This window comes from Sphingomonas citri, assembly GCF_019429485.1.
Classification (GTDB): Bacteria; Pseudomonadota; Alphaproteobacteria; order Sphingomonadales; family Sphingomonadaceae; genus Sphingomonas; species Sphingomonas citri.
On sequence record NZ_JAHXZN010000003.1, the window covers coordinates 233282 to 250831 of the forward strand.

The window sequence follows — 17550 nt, forward strand, 5'->3', positions numbered from 1 at the left end:
GTTACGGAAATGCTAGGGGACGAGGGGGAGCGAGGAGCGCGGCGCCGACAGGGAGCCTTGGCCGCCCCCTCCTTTCGTCATCCCCGCGCAGGCGGGGATGACGAAAGGAGGAAGGGCCTCTCTAAAGCCATCAATGGCCCCCCGAAACGCGAACCGGCGCCGCGTCGGTGGACGCGGCGCCGGCCAGTCTCACGAGCGAGCGCCCGATCAGTCGATCTTGGGCAGCGTCTCGAACTGGTGGAACGGCGGAGGGCTCGACAGCGTCCATTCCAGCGTGGTGGCACCCGCGCCCCAGGGATTGTCGGGCGCCTTCTTGCCCGCCAGCATCGACCAGACGACGTTGACGAAGAAGATCACCATTCCCGACGCCATGATCATGTAGCCGACCGTCGCCACCTGGTTCCAGTGCGCGAAGGCGTCGGGATAGTCCGGGTAGCGCCGCGGCATGCCCTGCAGGCCGAGGAAGTGCATCGGGAAGAACATCACGTTCACGCCGACGAAGAACACCCAGAAGTGCAGCTGGCCGAGCAGCTCCGAGTACATCCGCCCGGTCATCTTCGGGAACCAGTAATAGAAGCCGGCGAAGAGCGAGAACACCGCGCCGAGGCTCAGCACGTAGTGGAAGTGCGCCACCACGTAATAGGTGTCCTGCATGTAGTCGTCGACGCCGCCGTTGGCGAGCACCACGCCGGTCACGCCGCCGACGGTGAACATGAAGATGAAGCCGATCGCCCAGACCATCGGAGTCGGGAAGCGCAGCGAGCCGCCCCACATCGTCGCGATCCAGGAGAAGATCTTGATGCCGGTCGGCACCGCGATCACCATCGTCGCCGCGGTGAAGTACATCTTCACGTTGACGCTCATGCCCGTGGTGAACATGTGGTGCGCCCACACCACGAAGCCGACCACGCCGATCGCGACCATGGCATAGGCCATGCCGAGGTAGCCGAACACGGGCTTGCGGCTGAAGGTGGCGACGATGTGGCTGATGATGCCGAAGCCCGGCAGGATCATGATGTAGACTTCGGGGTGGCCGAAGAACCAGAACAGATGCTGGTACAGCACCGGATCACCGCCGCCGGCGGGGTCGTAGAAGGTGGTGCCGAAGTTGCGGTCGGTCAGCAGCATCGTGATCGCCGCGGCGAGCACCGGCAGCGCCAGCAGCAGCAGGAAGGCGGTGACCAGCACCGACCAGGCGAACAGCGGCATCTTGTGCAGCGTCATGCCCGGCGCGCGCATGTTGAAGATCGTGGTGATGAAGTTGATCGCGCCGAGGATCGAGCTGACGCCGGCGAGGTGGAGCGACAGGATCGCCATGTCGACCGACGGCCCCGGCTCGCCATAGGTGGAGAGCGGGGCATAGACGGTCCAGCCGGTGCCCGCGCCGCCGAAGAAGGGCGAGGCCAGCAGCAGGGTGAACGCCGGGATCAGCAGCCAGAAGCTGATGTTGTTCATCCGCGGGAAGGCCATGTCCGGCGCGCCGATCATGATCGGTACGAACCAGTTGCCGAAGCCGCCGATCATCGCCGGCATCACCATGAAGAACACCATGATGAGGCCGTGCGCGGTGACCAGGACGTTCCACAGGTGGAGCGCCTGGTCGAAGCTCTGCTCGGTGCCGCCGTGCAGCATCGCCACCCACTTGGGCAGATACTGGATGCCCGGGTGCATCAGCTCGGCCCGCATCAGCCCCGAGATCGCACCGCCGATGATCCCCGCGCAGATCGCGAAGATCAGGTAGAGCGTGCCGATGTCCTTGTGGTTGGTGGACATGAACCAGCGCGCGAAGAAGCCGGGCTTGTGGTCGGCGTGCGCGTCATGGTGGCCGTGATCGTGCGCCTGGAAGGCGGACGGGTGGAGCGCGGTGTCGGTCATCGTCTTAGCGTCCGGCTTCGCCGACGCCACCGGGGTTGCCGGTCGCGCCCTGCGGGGAAGGGGTGGGAGTGTCGGTGCCGTTCTCGGTCGGGCCGGTGAGCGCGTTGCTCATCGCGGCCTCGTCCATCACCGCGGCCGAGCCGTCGGCGCCGGGCTGCGGGATCACCTTGTCGGAGGGCTTGCCCGCGGCCGGCATCGAGCCGCCCTTGGCGCGCACCCAGGCGGCGAACTGCGCCGGCGGCACCGCCTCCACCGCGATCGGCATGAAGGCGTGGCGCGCGCCGCACAGCTCGGAGCACTGGCCGAAGTAGAGGCCGGGCTTGTCGATGGTGAAGCTGGTCTCGTTGAGGCGGCCCGGGATCGCGTCGAGCTTGATCCAGAAGGCGGGGACCGCCCAGCTGTGGATCACGTCGTTGGCGGTGGTGATCAGCCGGATCGGGACGCCGACCGGCAGCACGACGCGATTGTCGGTGGCGAGCAGGCGCGGCCCGTCGGCGTCGCTGCGCGCGCGCTCGCCCGCGGCGACCTGATTGCCTTCCTTGAGCATGTTGGCGGTGATCTCGATCCCGCCATGGTCCGGATACTGGTAGCTCCAGAACCACTGGTTGCCGATCGCCTTCAGCGTCACCGCACCAGCCGGTGCGGGGCGGAACTGCGCCTGGAGCAGCCCGATCGAGGGCACCGCGATCGCCACCAGGATCAGCACCGGCGCGAGCGTCCACACCACTTCGATCGCGGTGTTGTGGCTGGTCTTCGACGGAGTCGGGTTGCGGCTGGCGCGGAAGCGGATCACCACGAACACCAGCAGCGCCAGCACGAACAGCGAGATGATCGTGATCAGCGGGAATAGGATGCGGTCGTGAAACCAGTGCGCGCGCAGGCCATTCTTGGTGACCTGCGGCTGGATGTGGATCACGCCGTCGACCGGCTGGCCGATCTTCGGGCCGGTGCTGACGACCCGCGCGTCCATCGCGGGGGCGCCGTCCATCGCCAGCGCGGGGGCGGCGGGGGCGGCGTCGGCCTTCTGCACGGTGCCGCCGGCCTGGCCCTGGTTGGCGTCGGCGGGACGCAGCCCGCTCGGCGCCGCGGTGGCGCTCGTCGCGGGGCCGGCGCTCGGCGCGGCCGCCTGCGCGGAGGCCCCGCCGGCGACGCCCGCCAGCGCGAGCCCGGCCGCGAGCATCATTCCTGTCAGCGCGCCCCGGCGACCTGCCCCGAAACCTGCCTTGAACCCGGTTGTCAGCATGTTGTGTTCTAAACCCCTCTCTGGCGCACGCGTCAGCGGGCCGGGCAAACCTGCCCCTCCTGCTTAGGCGTATAGCAGACCGACCCCTCGCCTCAAGGCCCTGCGCGCGACGGCGGTTTTCGCGGGCGGGCGCGTTGCGCGCGGGCGCGCCCGCTCCTATGCCGCGCGGGTGGCCGTGGAGGAGCGTGACGCGACGATGACCGACGACGAGGTGCTGGCCGAGTTCCGCGCCGCCGACGCGCTGCTCGAGGGACATTTCATCCTCTCCTCGGGGCTGCGCAGCCCGCGCTATCTACAGTGCGCGCGCGTGCTGATGGACCCGCGTCGCGGCGCGCGGCTGGCCGAGGCATTGGCCGCGCGTATCCCTGCCGAGCTGCGGCAGCGCATCAGCGCGGTGGTCGCCCCCGCCATGGGCGGGGTGATCGCGGGGCACGAGATGGCGCGCGCGCTCGGCGTCGAGGCGATGTTCGTCGAGCGGCCGACCGGCACGTTCGAGCTGCGCCGCGGCTTTCGACTCGCCCCCGCGCAGGAGGTGCTGATGATGGAGGACGTGGTCACCACCGGTCTCTCCAGCCGCGAGGCGATCGCCGCGATCACGGCGGCGGGCGGGCGAGTCGTCGCGGGTGCCGCACTGGTCGACCGCTCGAACGGCCAGGCCGACATCGGCGTGCCCTTCTTCCCGCTGATCCGGCTCGACGTGCCGACCTACGCGGCCGACTCGCTGCCGCCGGAGCTGGCCGCGATCCCGGCGATCAAGCCGGGCAGCCGGGCCGCCGCGTGATGGCGCCCTCGTCGTCGCTGCGGCTCGGGGTCAACATCGATCACGTCGCAACCGTCCGCAACGCGCGCGGCGGTGTTTTCCCCGACCCCGTCCGCGCCGCGCTGCTGGCGGCCGAGGCGGGGGCGGACGGCATCACCGCGCATCTGCGCGAGGACCGGCGCCATATCACCGACGACGATATCGCGCGGCTGTCCGCGGGTCTGGCGATCCCGCTCAACCTCGAGATGGCGGCCACGTCCGAGATGCTCGCGATCGCGCTGCGCCACCGGCCGCACGCCGCCTGCATCGTCCCCGAGAAGCGCGAGGAGCGCACCACCGAGGGCGGGCTCGACGCCGCCGGGCAGCGCGCGGCGCTGGCGCCGATCGTCGCCGCGCTGCGCGAGGCGGGCGTGCGCGTGTCGCTGTTCATCGAGCCCGACCCGCGTCAGATCGAGGCCGCGCTCCAGCTCGGTGCGCCGGTGGTGGAGCTCCACACCGGGCGCTACGCCGAGCTGGACGGCGCGGCGCGCGCCGACGAGCTGCGCCGGCTGGCGGACGCGGCGGCGCTGGCGGCGAAGAACGGCATCGAGGTCCATGCCGGCCACGGGCTGACCTACGACAATGTCGCGCCGATCGCGGCGATCCCGCAGCTGCGCGAGCTCAACATCGGGCACTTCCTCGTGGGCGAGGCGATCTTCGTCGGTCTCGACGCGAGCGTCCGCCGCATGCGCGACGCGATGGAGAGCGCGCGGTGAGGAGGATCTGGTGATCGTCGGCCTCGGCTCGGACCTTTGCAACATCGAGCGGATCCAGGCCTCGCTCGATCGCTTCGGCGAGCGGTTCGAGGCGCGCGTGTTCACCGAGGTCGAGCGCGCCAAGGCCGCCCGGCGCCCGCTCACCCGCGCGGGCACCTATGCCAAGCGCTTCGCCGCCAAGGAGGCCTTCTCCAAGGCGGTCGGCACCGGCTTCAAGGCGGGCGTGTTCATGAAGGACATCGGCGTGGTCAACGCGCGCTCGGGCGCGCCGACGCTGGCGCTGACCGGCGGCGCCAAGGAACGGCTTGACGCGATGATACCCGAGGGCCACGTCGCCCGCGTCCATCTGACGCTGACCGACGATCACCCCTGGGCACAGGCCTTCGTGATCATCGAGGCGGTGCCGGTCGAGAGCAAGGGAGCGGCGTGACGCCATGGCCGATGAGATCAGCTTGAGCGGCGAGCCCCCGCTGGAGCGCCGCGCCGATACGCCGCCGCGCAGCCGCTTCGACTGGTGGGGCGAGGTGAAGGGGCTGGTCGGGCTGGTGCTCGCCGTGCTCGGCTTTCACAGCTTCATCGCCAAGCCCTTCTACATTCCGAGCGAGTCGATGCTGCCGGGACTGATGGTGGGGGACCGGCTGGTCGTCTCCAAATATGCCTATGGCTGGTCGTTCGTCTCGCCAACCATCCCCAACCCGGTCGCGATCGTCGAGGACCTCGTCTTGCACCGCCCGGTCGACGGCTGGTCGGTGCAGCTGCCCTTCCTGCACGGGCGCGTCTGGGGCAAGCTGCCCGAGCGCGGCGACGTCGTCATCGTCACGCCGCCGGGGCAGAGCAGCGACTATATCAAGCGCGTGATCGGCCTGCCCGGCGACACGCTGGCGGTGCGCGGCGGCGTGGTGTTCCTCAACGGCGTGGCGGTGCAGCGCGGCGAGAAACATTACCGCGAGCTGCCGGTGGACGCCAACGCCACCTGCGACCCGGCGCAATATCCCGGCGCACGCGTCGCCCGCGCCGACGGCGCGATCGTGTGCCGACTGCCGATCGTCACCGAGACGCTGCCCAACGGCCGCCGCTACGACACCGTCGATCTCGAGCCCGACAGCCCCGGCGACAATTACGGCCCTATCAAGATCCCGGCCAACCGTGTCTTCCTGATGGGCGACAATCGCGACCGCTCGGCCGACAGCCGCTTCGCGCTGGGCGGGTTCGAGCGCGGGCTGGGTGGCCCGGTGCCGTATGAGAACCTGGGCGGTCGCGCCGAGTTCATCACCTTCTCGGTCGACGGCGAGGCGACGTGGAATCCGCTGACCTGGCCGCACGCGCTGCGCGGCGGCCGCGCCGGCACGTCGCTCCATCCCGAGCGCGTCCGGTGAGCGACGCCACTCCGCCGCTCGATCGCCGCGGCGAGCGGGTGAAGGTGACACCGGGCGCGAGCCCGCACGAGGTGCGCGATCCCGCGACACGCGACGAGATCCGCCGTGCGGCGGTGTGGCTCGGCATGGCCTGCGCGATCGCGCTGGTGGTGCTGCTGGTCCAGCCGCTGCTGATCATCTTCGCCGGCCTGGTCTTCGCCGCGCTGCTCGACGGCGGGGTGCGGCTGCTCGGGCGCGTGCTGCCGATCGGGCGCGGCTGGCGGCTGCTGATCGTCTGCCTGCTGACGATCGCCTTCCTGCTCGGCACCTTCTATCTTGCCGGCGTGCAGATCAGCGAGCAGGTGACGCAGCTGCGCAGCACGGTCGAGACCCAGGCGATGCGGGTCACCGGCTGGCTCAGCGCGCAGGGGCTGATGCCCGGCGCCTCCGATCTCAGTGGCCTCTCGCGGCAGGCGCTCTCCTCGGTCGGGCGCGTGACGAGCTGGGTCGGCACCGCGGTGGGGGCGCTCACCACCTTGTTCATGATCATGGTCATCGGGCTGTTCGTGGCGATGGACCCGCGCGTGTACGACCGCGGGCTGCAATGGATGGTGCCCGAGGCGGATCGCGCGGAGTTCGCGCTCACCGTCAACCGCATGGGGCGCACGCTGCGGCGGCTGCTGGCGGGGCGGCTGCTCGGCATGGCGTTCGAGGGGGTGCTCACCGCGATCGCGCTGTGGCTCGTCGGGGTGCCGATGGCGCTGATCCTCGGCATCCTCACCGGGCTGCTCGCCTTCATCCCCAATATCGGGGCGTTCATCTCGGGCGCGCTGATGGTGGCGGTGGGCTTCTCGGCGGGGGCGCATGTCGGCGTGCTGGCGATCGTCGTCTATGTCGTGGTGCAGACCTTCGACGGCTATGTCGTGATCCCGATGGTGGCGAAGCGCACCGTCGACCTGCCGCCCGCGCTTACGCTGGGCACGCAGATCCTGGCGAGCGCGCTGTTCGGCATCCTCGGGCTTGCGCTGGCCGACCCGATGACCGCGATGGTGAAGACCGCGATGGAACGCCGCTCCGAGCGGCTCGACGACGATCGTGACGGGGCGGGCGACTCGGCCTGAGCCGCGCCCGGGGCGCCTGATCGCGCGCGGGACAGTGGCGCCGCGGCGCTCGCTGGCGCGTGCCGCGGCGCGCTGCTAGACGCCGTCGATCCCCGCTAGCGCGCGGGACAGGACCAGAAGATTGCGCGCCGACGAGCCCCTTACCGAGCGAGCCCCCACCAGCACCGCCGACCGCGCCGCGCCCGCGGACGCGCCGCTGGTCGCGCTCCGCCCGGTGCAGACGCTGCGCCGCCGCTGGCCCTCCCTGCTCGGCGCCGCCGTCACGGTGGCGATGATGGTCGGGCTGCTGCACGAGCTGCTCGACCACGGCCTCGCCGGGCTGCGCCGCACCGTGCCCGAGACGCCCGGCTTCTACGTCTATTTCCTGCTCTCCTATCTCGCGCTGCCGGTGTGCGACTTCGTCATCTTCCGTCGCTTGTGGGGCGTCCCGCCCGGCGCCTTCCTCGCGCTCAACAAGAAGCGGATCGCGAACGACATCCTGATCGGCTACTCGGGCGACGCCTATTTCTACGCCTGGGCGCGCGCGCGGCTGAAGATGGTGGCGGCGCCGTTCGGCGCGGTGAAGGACGTCAGCATCGTCTCAGGGATCGTCGGCAATCTCACCGCGATCCTGCTCGGCGCGGTGGCGCTGCCGCTCGGCTATGAGCTGATCGACCCCGAGCTGGTGCGCACGATGCTGTGGTCGCTCGGTATCGCGCTCGCCGTGCCGGTGGTGGTGGTCGCTTTCTCCAGCCGCGTCTTCTCGCTGTCGCGCGGGGAGCTGTGGTTCATCTTCGGCATCGACTGGCTGCGCATCACGCTGACCTGCGTGACCATCGCGCTCGCCTGGTCCTATGCGATGCCGAGCGTGTCGATCGGCATGTGGCTGTTCCTGGTGGCAGGGCGCCAGCTCGTCTCGCGTCTGCCGCTCGTGCCCAACAAAGACCTGCTTTTCGCCAATTTCGCGATCCTGGTGATCGGGCATGACCGCACGCTGTCGGACCTCATGGCGTTCACGGGCGCGTCAACCTTGGTGATGCATCTGCTGCTGACGCTCCTATTTGGGGTCGTGTACGTGTGGGAAAGGACGCAGCGATGGCGACATACCGGCGGGGCGTGATGCTCGCCGCCGCAGCCTTGGGGGCAACGGGGGCGGCACTGGCCGCGGCCCCGGGCGCGGCGCAGGTGCTCGGCCAGGACGCCGCCGCCTGCGCGCCCGGCGCGCCCGGCCCTGCGATCCTCGCCAGCGTGTCCGGGATCAAGGACCGCAAGGGCACGCTCAAGCTCGAGCTGTATCCCGCCACCGAGGAGGATTTCCTCGCCGGCGACAAGAAGCTGCTTGAGGCGGGCAAGACCTTTCGCCGGATCGACGTGGCGCCGCCCGCGAGCCTCGCGGGCGAGATCTGTATCCGCGTGCCGCGCCCGGGGCGCTACGCTTTGTTCCTGGGGCACGACCGTGACGGCAAGCGCAAGTTCAATTTCTGGAGCGACGGCGCGGGCTTCCCGAGCAACCACAAGATCGGTCGCGCCAAGCCCAAACTGGTCGACTCGCTGATCGACGTCGGCCCCGGCGTCACCCGTGCCACGATCCGGATGCAGTATCTGCGCGGGCTCGGCGGCTTCGGCTTCGCTGACTGAGGGAGGCGCGCGATGCGGATCGTCGACGTCAACGAATTCTACTCGCCCAACGGCGGCGGGGTGCGCTCGTACCTCGATCGCAAGATGGCGATCATGTCCGAACTGGGGCACCAGCAGATCGTGATCGCGCCGGGCAAGGAGGACCGCGTCGAGGAGCGGCCCGGCGGGGCGCTGCTCTATTACGTCAAGTCGCCCGGCATGCCGTTCGACTCCAACTACGGGCTGTTCTGGGACGCGGCGCCGGTCCACGCGCTGCTCGACCAGCTTCAGCCCGACGTGATCGAGAATTGCTCGCCGTGGCGCTCGGCCGCGATCGTCACCTCGTGGCAGGGGCCGGCGATCCGCGCCTGGTTCATGCACAACGACAATATGGAGGCCTATCCCAAGCGCTGGTTCGCCAGGATCGCCTCCGAGGGCGCGATTGAGCGCGTGTTCGGCTGGTACGATCGCTACATGGCGCGCTGCCTCGCGCCGTTCGACACGGTGGTGACCAATGGCCCGGTGCTGACCGAGCGGCTGCGCGCGCGCGGGCTGCGCGTCGACGCGACGATGACGCTGGGGATCGAGCGCGAGCATTTCTCGCCCGCGCTGCGCAGCCCGGCGCTGCGCGCGGCGATGTTGGCGCAGTGCGACCTGCCCGAGGACGCGCACCTGCTGATCGGGATCGGCCGCCACCACGCCGAGAAGCGCTGGCCGATGGTGATCGACGCGGCGCGTCGCGCGGGCACCAAGATCCCGGTCGGGATGATGCTGCTCGGCCTCGGCCCCGATACGCGCACGCTCGAGCGCCACATCGCGGAGAGCCCGCACGTGCGCATGTTCCAGCCGATCTACCATCGCGGCCAGCTCGCCTCGATCATGGCGAGCGCGGACGCCTTCATCCACGGCGGCGACAGCGAGCCGTTCGGCATGGTGGCGTCAGAGGCCCTGGCGTCCGGCCTGCCGATGATCGTGCCAGACCGCGGCGGCTCCTCGGCGGTGGCGCGGCCGGCGTTCGCCGAGACCTATCGCAGCGGCGACGCTTATGCCTGCGCCAAGGCGATCGTGGCGCTGTTCTCGCGCGACCAGCGGCTGGTGCGTCGCGCCGCCGAGGTGGCGTCACGCACCGTGCTGAGCGATCGCGAGCATGCGGTGGCGCTGGTCGAGCATTATCGCGGCGTGATCGAGCGCAAGCGCGGCGTCCGGCTGGCGGGATGAGCGCGGTCGCGGACCAGATGTAGCGAGGGGCGCCCGGGTCACCCCGGACGCCCCTCGAACGGCGGTCAGCGTAGCGCCGGCTGCGGGATCAGATTCCGTTCGACAGGTTGGTGTCGGCGTCGTGCGTGCGCATGTCGTCGGCCTTGTTCTCGCCGGTGGCGCGCACCGCGTCGGCCTTGTTCTCGAGCGCGTCCTCGGCGTTGTCGGTGGTGGCGTTGTCGGCCATGTCCTCGAGATTGTCCGCGACCGCGTCGGCGTTGGCCTCGATGTTGTCGGCGGCCTGCTCGCGCGGGGTGGAATCGCACGCGGCGAGCGAGACCAGCCCGAAGGCGGCGACGGCGGTGACGAGCTTCTTCATGTCATTCCCCTCTGGTCGATCCGAAGTCGCGGAAAATAATCTCCGACGAATCCGTTTGTTCCACTGTCGCACCGGTCGGCCGCCAGCGCGCGGCGGCGTTACTCCCTCTGCGCCGGTCGCTCTCGCCTCGTACAGGGGCCACGCACAGGGAGGGGGTTCACCTATGCCGCCGCCTCCACCCGCCCGCCGAGCAGCGCCGCGAGCGCGCCCGGCGGCACTGCGGCGGAGAACAGGAAGCCTTGCAGCTCGTTGCACCCGGCATGTTCGAGGAAGGCGCGCTGCTCGCGCGTCTCCACCCCCTCGGCGCTGACTGCGAGCCCCATCGCCTGGCCCAGCCGCACCACCGCCTGGATGATCGCGGCGGCGTCGGCGCTCTCGCCCAGCCGGCGGGTGAAGCTCTGGTCGATCTTGATCTTGTCGACCTCGAACTTGCTGAGATAGCCGAGGCTGGAATAACCCGTGCCGAAATCGTCGAGCGCGATGCGGAAGCCGGCGTGGCGCAGCGCCGCCAGTGCGTCGCGCACCCCCTCGTCGTCGTCGAGCAGGATGCTCTCGGTCACCTCCAGCTCGATCTGCTGCGGGCGCGCGCCGGCGTGGCGCACGATCTCGATCAACTCCGCCGCGATGCCGCGGGCGCGGAACTGCACCGGTGAGAGGTTGACCGCGATCGACAGCGACGGCCAGGCGCGTGCCACCGCGCAGGCGTCGCGCAAGACCCAGGCGCCGAGCTCGCGGATGAGCCCGGTCTCCTCCGCGATCGGAATGAAGGCGTCGGGCGCGAGCAGCCCGCGTTCCGGGTGATGCCAGCGCACCAGCGCCTCCAGCCCGATCACGCGACTCCCGCCGGCGTTCATGCGCGGCTGGTAGTGGACCATCAGCTCGCGCCGTGTCGCGATCGCGCGGCGCAGGTCGTGCTCGATCGCGCGGCGCGTCTTCACGCTCTCGTCCATGTCCTCGGTGAAGAAGCGGTGGCCGTCGCGGCCCTCCGCCTTGGCGCGGTACATCGCGATATCGGCCATGCGCATCAGTTCGGAGCGATCGCCGCCGCAGCGCGGGTGGCAGGCGATGCCGATGCTCGCGCCGATGAAGACGTGCGTGCCCAGCACGGTGAACGGCTCGCGCAGTGCCGCCACCATCGCCCCCGCGAGCGCGCCGACGGCGGCCTCGTCGGCGCGCTCGCTGACCAGCACCGCGAACTCGTCGCCGCCGAGCCGCGCTACCAGATCGCCGACGTCGACCAGCGCCTGAAGCCGTGCCGCGACCAGCTGGATCAACTGGTCACCGCCGAGATGCCCGAGCATGTCGTTAACCTGCTTGAAGCGGTCGAGATCGATCAGCAGAACCGCGCGCACGCCCTGGTCGGGCGCATGCGCGAGCAGCTGGTCGCCCGCATGGTTGAAGGCGGCGCGGTTGGGCAGGCCGGTCAGCGTGTCGTGAAAGGCGAGGTGGTGCGCCTGCGCCTCTTTGGCCTGGAGCGCGAGATGCGCCGCGTTGAGCCTCGCGAGCGATCGGGCGTCGCTGCGCACCAGCTTGAAGACGCTGGCGATCAGCGCGGCGAGCGTGGCCAGCAAGGCGACCAGTGCGGCGAGCGCGCTCGGCGCCATGGTGCGCCACACCTCGGCGCCGGGCCGGTCGGGTCGCCACAGCAGATATCCGACGCGCTGGCCGCGGCTCGACACCAGCGTCAGCGCCTGCTCGCCGGATGCGTGGCGCGGCGATCCGCTCAGCCGCGCGCCGGCGACGAGCTGGATGCGCGCCAGTCGCTGGACGAAGCTGGTGTCGAGAAAGCGCGCGCTCACCAGCAGCGGGGCGCCGCCGCGCGGTGCGGGCGAGCCGGGGTCCTCGGTGATGATCCACATCACGCTCATGATCGCGGGGCGGCCGCCGATCGCGACCAGGTCGGTGGCGTGGATCGCGCGCGGCGAGGTGCGCACGGTCGAGCCGGCGGGTAGCGCGCGCCCGGGTAGCCGCTCGTGCGGGTTGGGGGAGGCACGTGCCTCGCCGCGCACGGCGCGGACCAGCGGCGTAGCGGCGACGGCGAGCGCGGCATAGTCGGCGGGGGCGCGTCGCACGCCGTCGCGCATCAGGTAGACCGGGTGACCGTCGCCGGCGAGGATCGCATCGGCGTCGTGCGCGAAGACATAGCTGAGCCACACGCCGACATTCTCGTCGACCCAGGTCCAGTCGGGCGCGGCCTTGCGCAGCTCGAGCGCCAGCGGCGTCCAGATGCCGACCCCGGACTGGCTCTGCGCCAGCTCGTCGAGCGCGGCGTCGACCGCGAGTCGCACCTCGCGCTCCTGCCGCTCGATCGAGACGCGATCCGCCTGCGCCGCGGCCGAGCGCAGCGCCGACACCGCGAAGCCGGTGAGGCCGAGCGCGAGCAGCAACACGGGTGCCACCACCGCGGCGATGAAGCGCGGACCGAAGCGGGCGGACGAGGGACGATCGCGTGATGGCACTGCGCAGCTCCTCGCCGTTGCTTACCGCCCGGCCCTCGACAAACCGTTAACGGATGTCAGTGATCCAGGACTAAGAAGCTGGTTTTCCTACCGGTTTGGCTTGATCGTTGTGGGTCTGCCGGGCGGGAACGGTGCGGTGGCTCTGCTGGTTGACCGAGGACAACGGGGGAACAAAGATGAACACGGGCGCGCGGTTGACGACACTCACTCGGCTGGGCTTCGCGGTGCGCGGCGCGCTGTACATCGTCATCGCGCTGCTGATCCTGCGGACCGGTCGCGCCGAGGATCCCGCCGGCGCACTGGCCTATCTGGGTGAGGGCGGCGGGCGGCTGTTGCTCGGCCTCATGGCGGCAGGGTTGCTCGGATACGGCATCTGGCGCCTCGCCGACGCGGTGCTCGACATCGAGCGGCATGGCAGCGATCGCAAGGGCGTGCTCGAGCGGATCGGCGCGGCGGCGAGCGGCGCGGTGCACCTGTTCCTCACCTGGCAGGCGGCGCGGCTGATCCAGGGAGTCGCTCGCGCGGGCGACGGGGCCGAGCAGGGCGCGCGCACCGCGCTGGCGCTGCCCGGCGGGGGCGCGCTGGTGATGCTGGGCGGGGCGCTGCTCGCCGCGGTCGGCGCGGTGCAGCTGGTGAAAGCGGTCAAGGGCAGCTTCCTGCGCTACCTCGATCCCGCGGTGGCGTCGAAGCCATGGGCGCGCTGGAGCGGACGTGCGGGCTATGCCGCGCGCGGTGCGGTCTTCCTGATCAGCGCTTGGTTCCTGGTACGTGCCGGGATCGAGGCACGCGCCAGCGCCGCCGCCGGTATGGCGGAGGTGCTCGCCTGGCTGGAGCGTCCGTTCGACGTGGTGGTGGCGCTCGGGCTATTCGGCTTCGGGTTGTTCGGCCTCATCGAGGCGCGCTTCCGCCGCCTCCACGACGTGCCCGTCGACGGACTGATGCGCCGCGCCACGGCGCGGTGAGCCGCCCTCGATCGTGCGCGCGCGTCGCGTTCAGCCCAGTTTGCGCAGCGTCGCGTCGAGCAGGTCGACGCCGCGCCGCGCGCGCGCCAGCTGCGCCTCCAACTCGCGCTCATAGGCGGCGAGCTCGGTGATCGAGCGGCGATCGTGCAGCATGGTCGCGACGCGGCGGACGCGGCGCAGCTCGCGGTCCAGCAGTGCGCCGGCCGCGAGCGAGTCGATCATGGAAGAGGCGGGGGCAAGCGCGGGCACGTCGGTCTCTCGCATCGGGGAGCGTCGGGCCTATCCTGCGGATGATGCGCGCAGATGGCGCTTTGTTGCAGCTTTGTCGCGCGATTGTCGCAGCCGACCCGTTGCGGCGATCCGCGGCGCCCGCCATCATGCGCGTCGCGGGGCCAGGGCGGCGGAGGGCAGACGATGGAGACGATCGGGCGCGACCTGCGCGAGATGCAGCGCGTGCCGCTCCACCCCGAGCACGTCGCCGCGATCCGCGCCGCCGGGGCCGAGCGCCACTACGCCGCGCGTGCCTATCTGGTCCAGCCGGGCGACCCGGTCGAGAGCTTCGTCTACGTCGAAGACGGCGAGATCGAGGTGGTCAACAGCTTCACGGGTGAGCGCCACCTGCCTTCCACGCTGGGGCCGACCCAGTTCATGGCCGAGATCTCCTTCCTCAGCGGCGGCAGCTGGTCGATGGCGATGCGCGCCGCGCGCGACACGCGCGTGGTGGAGGTGCCGCGCGCGCGCATGCTCGAGCTGATGGCACACGTGCCAGAGATGTCGGACATCATCATCACCGTGCTGGCGGCGCGGCGGCGGCGGCAGCTCGAGTCGCACGACAGCTCGCTGGTGCTGCTCGGCGAGGAGCTGGACCGCGGCGTGCGCCGCGTCGCCGAGTTCGCCGCGCGCAACCGCATCCCTTATACCAGCCACGCGCTCGGCACTTCCGAGGCGGCGACGGTGGCGACGAGCTGCGCGGTCGACGCCGATCGCCCGGCGGTGATCTTCGGGCGCGACCGGGTGGTAGCGGATCCCACGCCCGAGAAAGTCGCCAAGCTGCTCGGGCTCAGCCGCGAGTTCGTCGACGACGAGGCGGTCGACGTGCTGGTGGTCGGCGCGGGGCCGGCCGGCACCGCGGCGGGGGTCTATGCCGGCGCCGAGGGACTGGGCGCACTGGTGGTGGAGGACACCGCGATCGGCGGTCAGGCGGGCACCTCGAGCCGGATCGAGAATTACATGGGCTTCCCCACCGGCATCTCGGGCGCCGACCTGGTGTGGCGCGGCGAGGTGCAGGCGATGAAGTTCGGCACGCGCTTCGCCATGCCGCTCCGCGTCGCCGCGCTCGACCGGCTCGACGACGGCCAGTTCTGTGCCACCTTCGACAACGGCCAGCGAGTCCGCGCGCGTGCGGTCGTCGTGGCGACGGGGGTGCAATACCGCCGACTGCCGATCGAGCGGCTCGGCGACTTCGAGGGCAGCGGCATCTATTATGCCGCGACCGAGAACGAGGCGCGCTTCTGCCGCGACGCCGAGGCGATCGTGATCGGCGGTGGCAATTCGGCGGGGCAGGCGGCGATGTACCTCAGCCGGGTGGCGCGGCACGTGCGGCTGCTGGTGCGCGGGCGCTCGCTCGCCACCTCCATGTCCAACTATCTCACCAGCCGGCTCGAGGCGGATCCGGCGATCTCGATCGACTATGGGGCCGAGCTGGTCGCGGTCCACGGCGACGACGCGCTGGAGGCCGTGACGATCCGGCAGGACGGCGCGGAGCGCACGGTCGACACCTGTGCCACCTTCGTGATGGTGGGCGCGGCGCCCAACACCGGCTGGCTGGAGGGACTGGTCGCGCTCGACGACAAGGGTTTCGTGCTGACCGGGCGCGCCGCGGGAGGCGCGAGCTCCTACGCCACCTCGTGCCCCGGCGTCTATGCGGTCGGGGACGTGCGCGCGGGCTCGGTCAAGCGCGTCGCGTCCTCGGTGGGCGAGGGGTCGGTGGTGATCTCGCAACTGTGGTCGTATTTGAACGAGTGAGAGGGGCGGGCGGAGCGCGTCTTTCTCTCATACCGCCCCGGCGAACGCCGGGGCCCAGGTGGGAAGGCCATCGTGATATCTACCAGCGTTCCCAACGGGACGCCGGCGTTCGCCGGGGTGAGTGCTTTTCGGGGATGCCCACTCACCTCAGCGCGCCGCTCACCCCGCGGCGCCGTCTTCCGGCAGGCAGGCGCGGAGCTGCTCGACGCGGTCGCCGCCGTCACCCCGGGTGAGCACCGAGAGCGCGCGGCAGGTGCGCGCGCCATCGGGCTCGGCCGCGCCCGCGACGACGAAGCCGTACGCGCCGCCGGGCTGCTGCCACTCGGTCATCTCGCCGCTGCGCAGCGCTGCCGTCACCGCCGCGGCGCGCGAGCTTGCCCCCTCCGACGGCATCTCGACCACCGTAGCCGCGACGACGGGCGCCTTCGCCGTCGGCGCGGGTGAGGCGCGGTCGACGGCGCGGGCGACCGGGGTCGCGCGCGGCGGCGCCGCGACGACGCGGTCGGGCACCGGCACGCTCACCGAATAAGTCGCGCGCGGCGGTAGCTTCGTCGCGGCGACCGCGAGCCCGCCGACGCTGGTCGCGGCCGCGGCGGCGAGCAGCGCCGGCCACAGCCGCCGGCGCGGGCGGGTCAAGGCGGGCAGCGTGGTCAGCGCCACCTCGCGCGTGATGCGCAGCGGTCCCAGCTCGATCGTGGTGCGCCGTACCAGCCCGGTCATCGTCGCCGGCGCAGGTCGCCTGTCAGTCTCGCGTGCCATCGCGCCACCATCGCGCGCGCGCGATGCGCTGGCAAGCCGCGGTTCAGCCGCGCCGCGCGCGATAGCCCTTGTACCACTCCACCCACAGAGGGATGCCGACCGCGATCGGCGTGGTCGGGCGGAAGCCGAGGTCGTCGCGGATCGCGGTGAGATCGGCGTAGGTGGCGGGGACGTCGCCGGGCTGCATCCCCTTGTCGATGCGGATCGCCTTCTGCCCGCACGCCTCCTCGATCAGCGTGATCAGCGTCTCCAGCTCCTCGGCCTTGTTGTTGCCGATGTTGTAGAGGCGGTGCGGCGAGACGCTGCCGCCCGCCTTGACCTGGCCGTCGTCCGCGGGCGGGTTGTCGAGCGCGGCGACGATCCCGGTGACGATGTCGTCGATATAGGTGAAGTCGCGGCGCATGTTGCCGCCGTTATACACCTCGATCGGCTGGCCCGAGAGGATCTTGTCGGTGAAGCCCCACACCGCCATGTCGGGCCGCCCCCACGGCCCGTAGACGGTGAAGAAGCGCAGGCCCGTCTGCGGGATGCGGTACAGATGCGCGTAGGTCTCGCTCATCAGCTCGTCCGCCTTCTTGGTGGCGGCGTAGAGCGAGATCGGGAAGTCGACGCGCTGCTCGACGCGGAACGGCAGGTCGGGGCTGGTGCCATAGACCGAGGAGGAGGAGGCGTAGACCATCTGGTCGACCCGGCGCGCGCGCGCCAGCTCGAGCATGTTGACGTGGCCGGCCAGGTTGGACGCGACATAGGCGCGCGGGTTCGTCAGAGAATAGCGCACGCCCGCCTGCGCGCCGAGATGGACGATGCGCTCGATCTCGGTCGCGCCGAGCGCGGCGTCGATCGCCTCATGGTCGCTGAAGTCGAGCTGGTGGAAGGTGAAGCGCTCGGCGCCGCCGCCCGCCGTGATCGCCTCGAGCCGGTCGCGCTTGAGCTGGACCGGGTTGTAGTCGTTGAGATTGTCGATCCCGACCACGGTGTCGCCGCGCGCGAGCAGCCGCCGCGCGACATGGCTGCCGATGAAGCCGGCGACGCCGGTGACCAGAACCTGCATGATCGTCCCCCAA

The 17550-nt window shown here is 70.8% G+C and carries 17 protein-coding genes; 10 read left to right on the forward strand and 7 right to left on the reverse strand.

Annotated features, from left to right (window positions below; all coding sequences use genetic code 11):
• Positions 1-207 precede the first annotated feature (207 nt).
• Together ctaD and coxB are read right to left on the reverse strand one after the other, a co-directional pair.
• The gene (ctaD, locus tag KZ820_RS11500; protein WP_219748753.1) at positions 208-1875 is read right to left on the reverse strand and encodes a cytochrome c oxidase subunit I; all 1668 of its coding nucleotides are present in this window, start codon (positions 1873-1875) and stop codon (positions 208-210) included.
• A gap of 4 nt (positions 1876-1879) precedes the next feature.
• Complete coding sequence (gene coxB, locus KZ820_RS11505) at positions 1880-3118, reverse strand: cytochrome c oxidase subunit II (protein WP_258048100.1); 1239 nt, start codon at positions 3116-3118, stop codon at positions 1880-1882.
• Between the two features lie 196 nt (positions 3119-3314).
• On the opposite strand from coxB, the gene pyrE reads away from it, so the two are divergent.
• The 8 genes from pyrE to KZ820_RS11545 all read left to right on the forward strand — a co-directional run bounded on the left by pyrE (position 3315) and on the right by KZ820_RS11545 (position 9923).
• Complete coding sequence (gene pyrE, locus KZ820_RS11510) at positions 3315-3899, forward strand: orotate phosphoribosyltransferase (RefSeq protein ID WP_219748754.1); 585 nt, start codon at positions 3315-3317, stop codon at positions 3897-3899.
• Positions 3899-4633 (forward strand): pyridoxine 5'-phosphate synthase, encoded by a 735-nt coding sequence (locus tag KZ820_RS11515; RefSeq protein ID WP_219748755.1) that lies wholly within the window; start codon positions 3899-3901, stop codon positions 4631-4633. Before pyrE ends, KZ820_RS11515 begins: the two co-directional genes overlap by 1 nt.
• Before the next feature lie 10 nt (positions 4634-4643).
• A complete protein-coding gene (acpS, locus tag KZ820_RS11520; RefSeq protein WP_219748756.1) occupies positions 4644-5063 on the forward strand; it encodes a holo-ACP synthase in 420 nt (139 codons plus the stop codon).
• 4 nt (positions 5064-5067) lie between these two features.
• Positions 5068-6009 carry a signal peptidase I gene (gene lepB / locus KZ820_RS11525; RefSeq protein WP_219748757.1) on the forward strand — a complete coding sequence of 314 codons (942 nt, stop codon included), beginning with the start codon at positions 5068-5070 and terminating at the stop codon, positions 6007-6009.
• 38 nt (positions 6010-6047) lie between these two features.
• Complete coding sequence (locus KZ820_RS11530; protein WP_308462212.1) at positions 6048-7109, forward strand: AI-2E family transporter; 1062 nt, start codon at positions 6048-6050, stop codon at positions 7107-7109.
• A 121-nt stretch (positions 7110-7230) separates the two neighbouring features.
• The gene (locus tag KZ820_RS11535) at positions 7231-8208 is read left to right on the forward strand and encodes a hypothetical protein (RefSeq protein WP_258048101.1); all 978 of its coding nucleotides are present in this window, start codon (positions 7231-7233) and stop codon (positions 8206-8208) included.
• Entirely contained in the window at positions 8184-8726 is a 543-nt protein-coding gene (locus KZ820_RS11540) for a DUF2141 domain-containing protein (protein WP_219748758.1), read from the forward strand. The genes KZ820_RS11535 and KZ820_RS11540 overlap by 25 nt, the downstream gene beginning before the upstream one ends.
• Positions 8727-8738: 12 nt before the next feature.
• Positions 8739-9923, forward strand: coding sequence for a glycosyltransferase (locus KZ820_RS11545; protein WP_219748759.1), 1185 nt, complete (start codon positions 8739-8741; stop codon positions 9921-9923).
• A gap of 88 nt (positions 9924-10011) precedes the next feature.
• On the opposite strand, the gene KZ820_RS11550 is transcribed toward KZ820_RS11545, so the two are convergent.
• Both KZ820_RS11550 and KZ820_RS11555 read right to left on the reverse strand, forming a co-directional pair.
• Positions 10012-10281 (reverse strand): hypothetical protein, encoded by a 270-nt coding sequence (locus KZ820_RS11550; protein WP_219748760.1) that lies wholly within the window; start codon positions 10279-10281, stop codon positions 10012-10014.
• Between the two features lie 161 nt (positions 10282-10442).
• Positions 10443-12740 (reverse strand): putative bifunctional diguanylate cyclase/phosphodiesterase, encoded by a 2298-nt coding sequence (locus tag KZ820_RS11555; RefSeq protein ID WP_219748761.1) that lies wholly within the window; start codon positions 12738-12740, stop codon positions 10443-10445.
• Positions 12741-12916: 176 nt separating this feature from the next.
• On the opposite strand from KZ820_RS11555, the gene KZ820_RS11560 reads away from it, so the two are divergent.
• On the forward strand, positions 12917-13702 hold the full coding sequence (locus tag KZ820_RS11560; protein WP_219748762.1) for a DUF1206 domain-containing protein: 786 nt from the start codon (positions 12917-12919) through the stop codon (positions 13700-13702).
• Positions 13703-13732: 30 nt separating this feature from the next.
• Here the strand turns inward: KZ820_RS11560 and KZ820_RS11565 are convergent, their stop codons facing one another.
• Entirely contained in the window at positions 13733-13966 is a 234-nt protein-coding gene (locus KZ820_RS11565; RefSeq protein ID WP_219748763.1) for a hypothetical protein, read from the reverse strand.
• A gap of 150 nt (positions 13967-14116) precedes the next feature.
• On the opposite strand from KZ820_RS11565, the gene KZ820_RS11570 reads away from it, so the two are divergent.
• A complete protein-coding gene (locus KZ820_RS11570; RefSeq protein ID WP_219748764.1) occupies positions 14117-15727 on the forward strand; it encodes an FAD-dependent oxidoreductase in 1611 nt (536 codons plus the stop codon).
• 159 nt (positions 15728-15886) lie between these two features.
• Here KZ820_RS11570 and KZ820_RS11575 read toward each other — a convergent pair whose 3' ends face one another.
• Together KZ820_RS11575 and KZ820_RS11580 are read right to left on the reverse strand one after the other, a co-directional pair.
• Positions 15887-16486, reverse strand: a complete 600-nt coding sequence (locus tag KZ820_RS11575) for a hypothetical protein (protein ID WP_219748765.1) — start codon at positions 16484-16486, stop codon at positions 15887-15889.
• 43 nt (positions 16487-16529) lie between these two features.
• Entirely contained in the window at positions 16530-17537 is a 1008-nt protein-coding gene (locus KZ820_RS11580) for an NAD-dependent epimerase/dehydratase family protein (protein ID WP_219748766.1), read from the reverse strand.
• Positions 17538-17550: the final 13 nt, after the last annotated feature.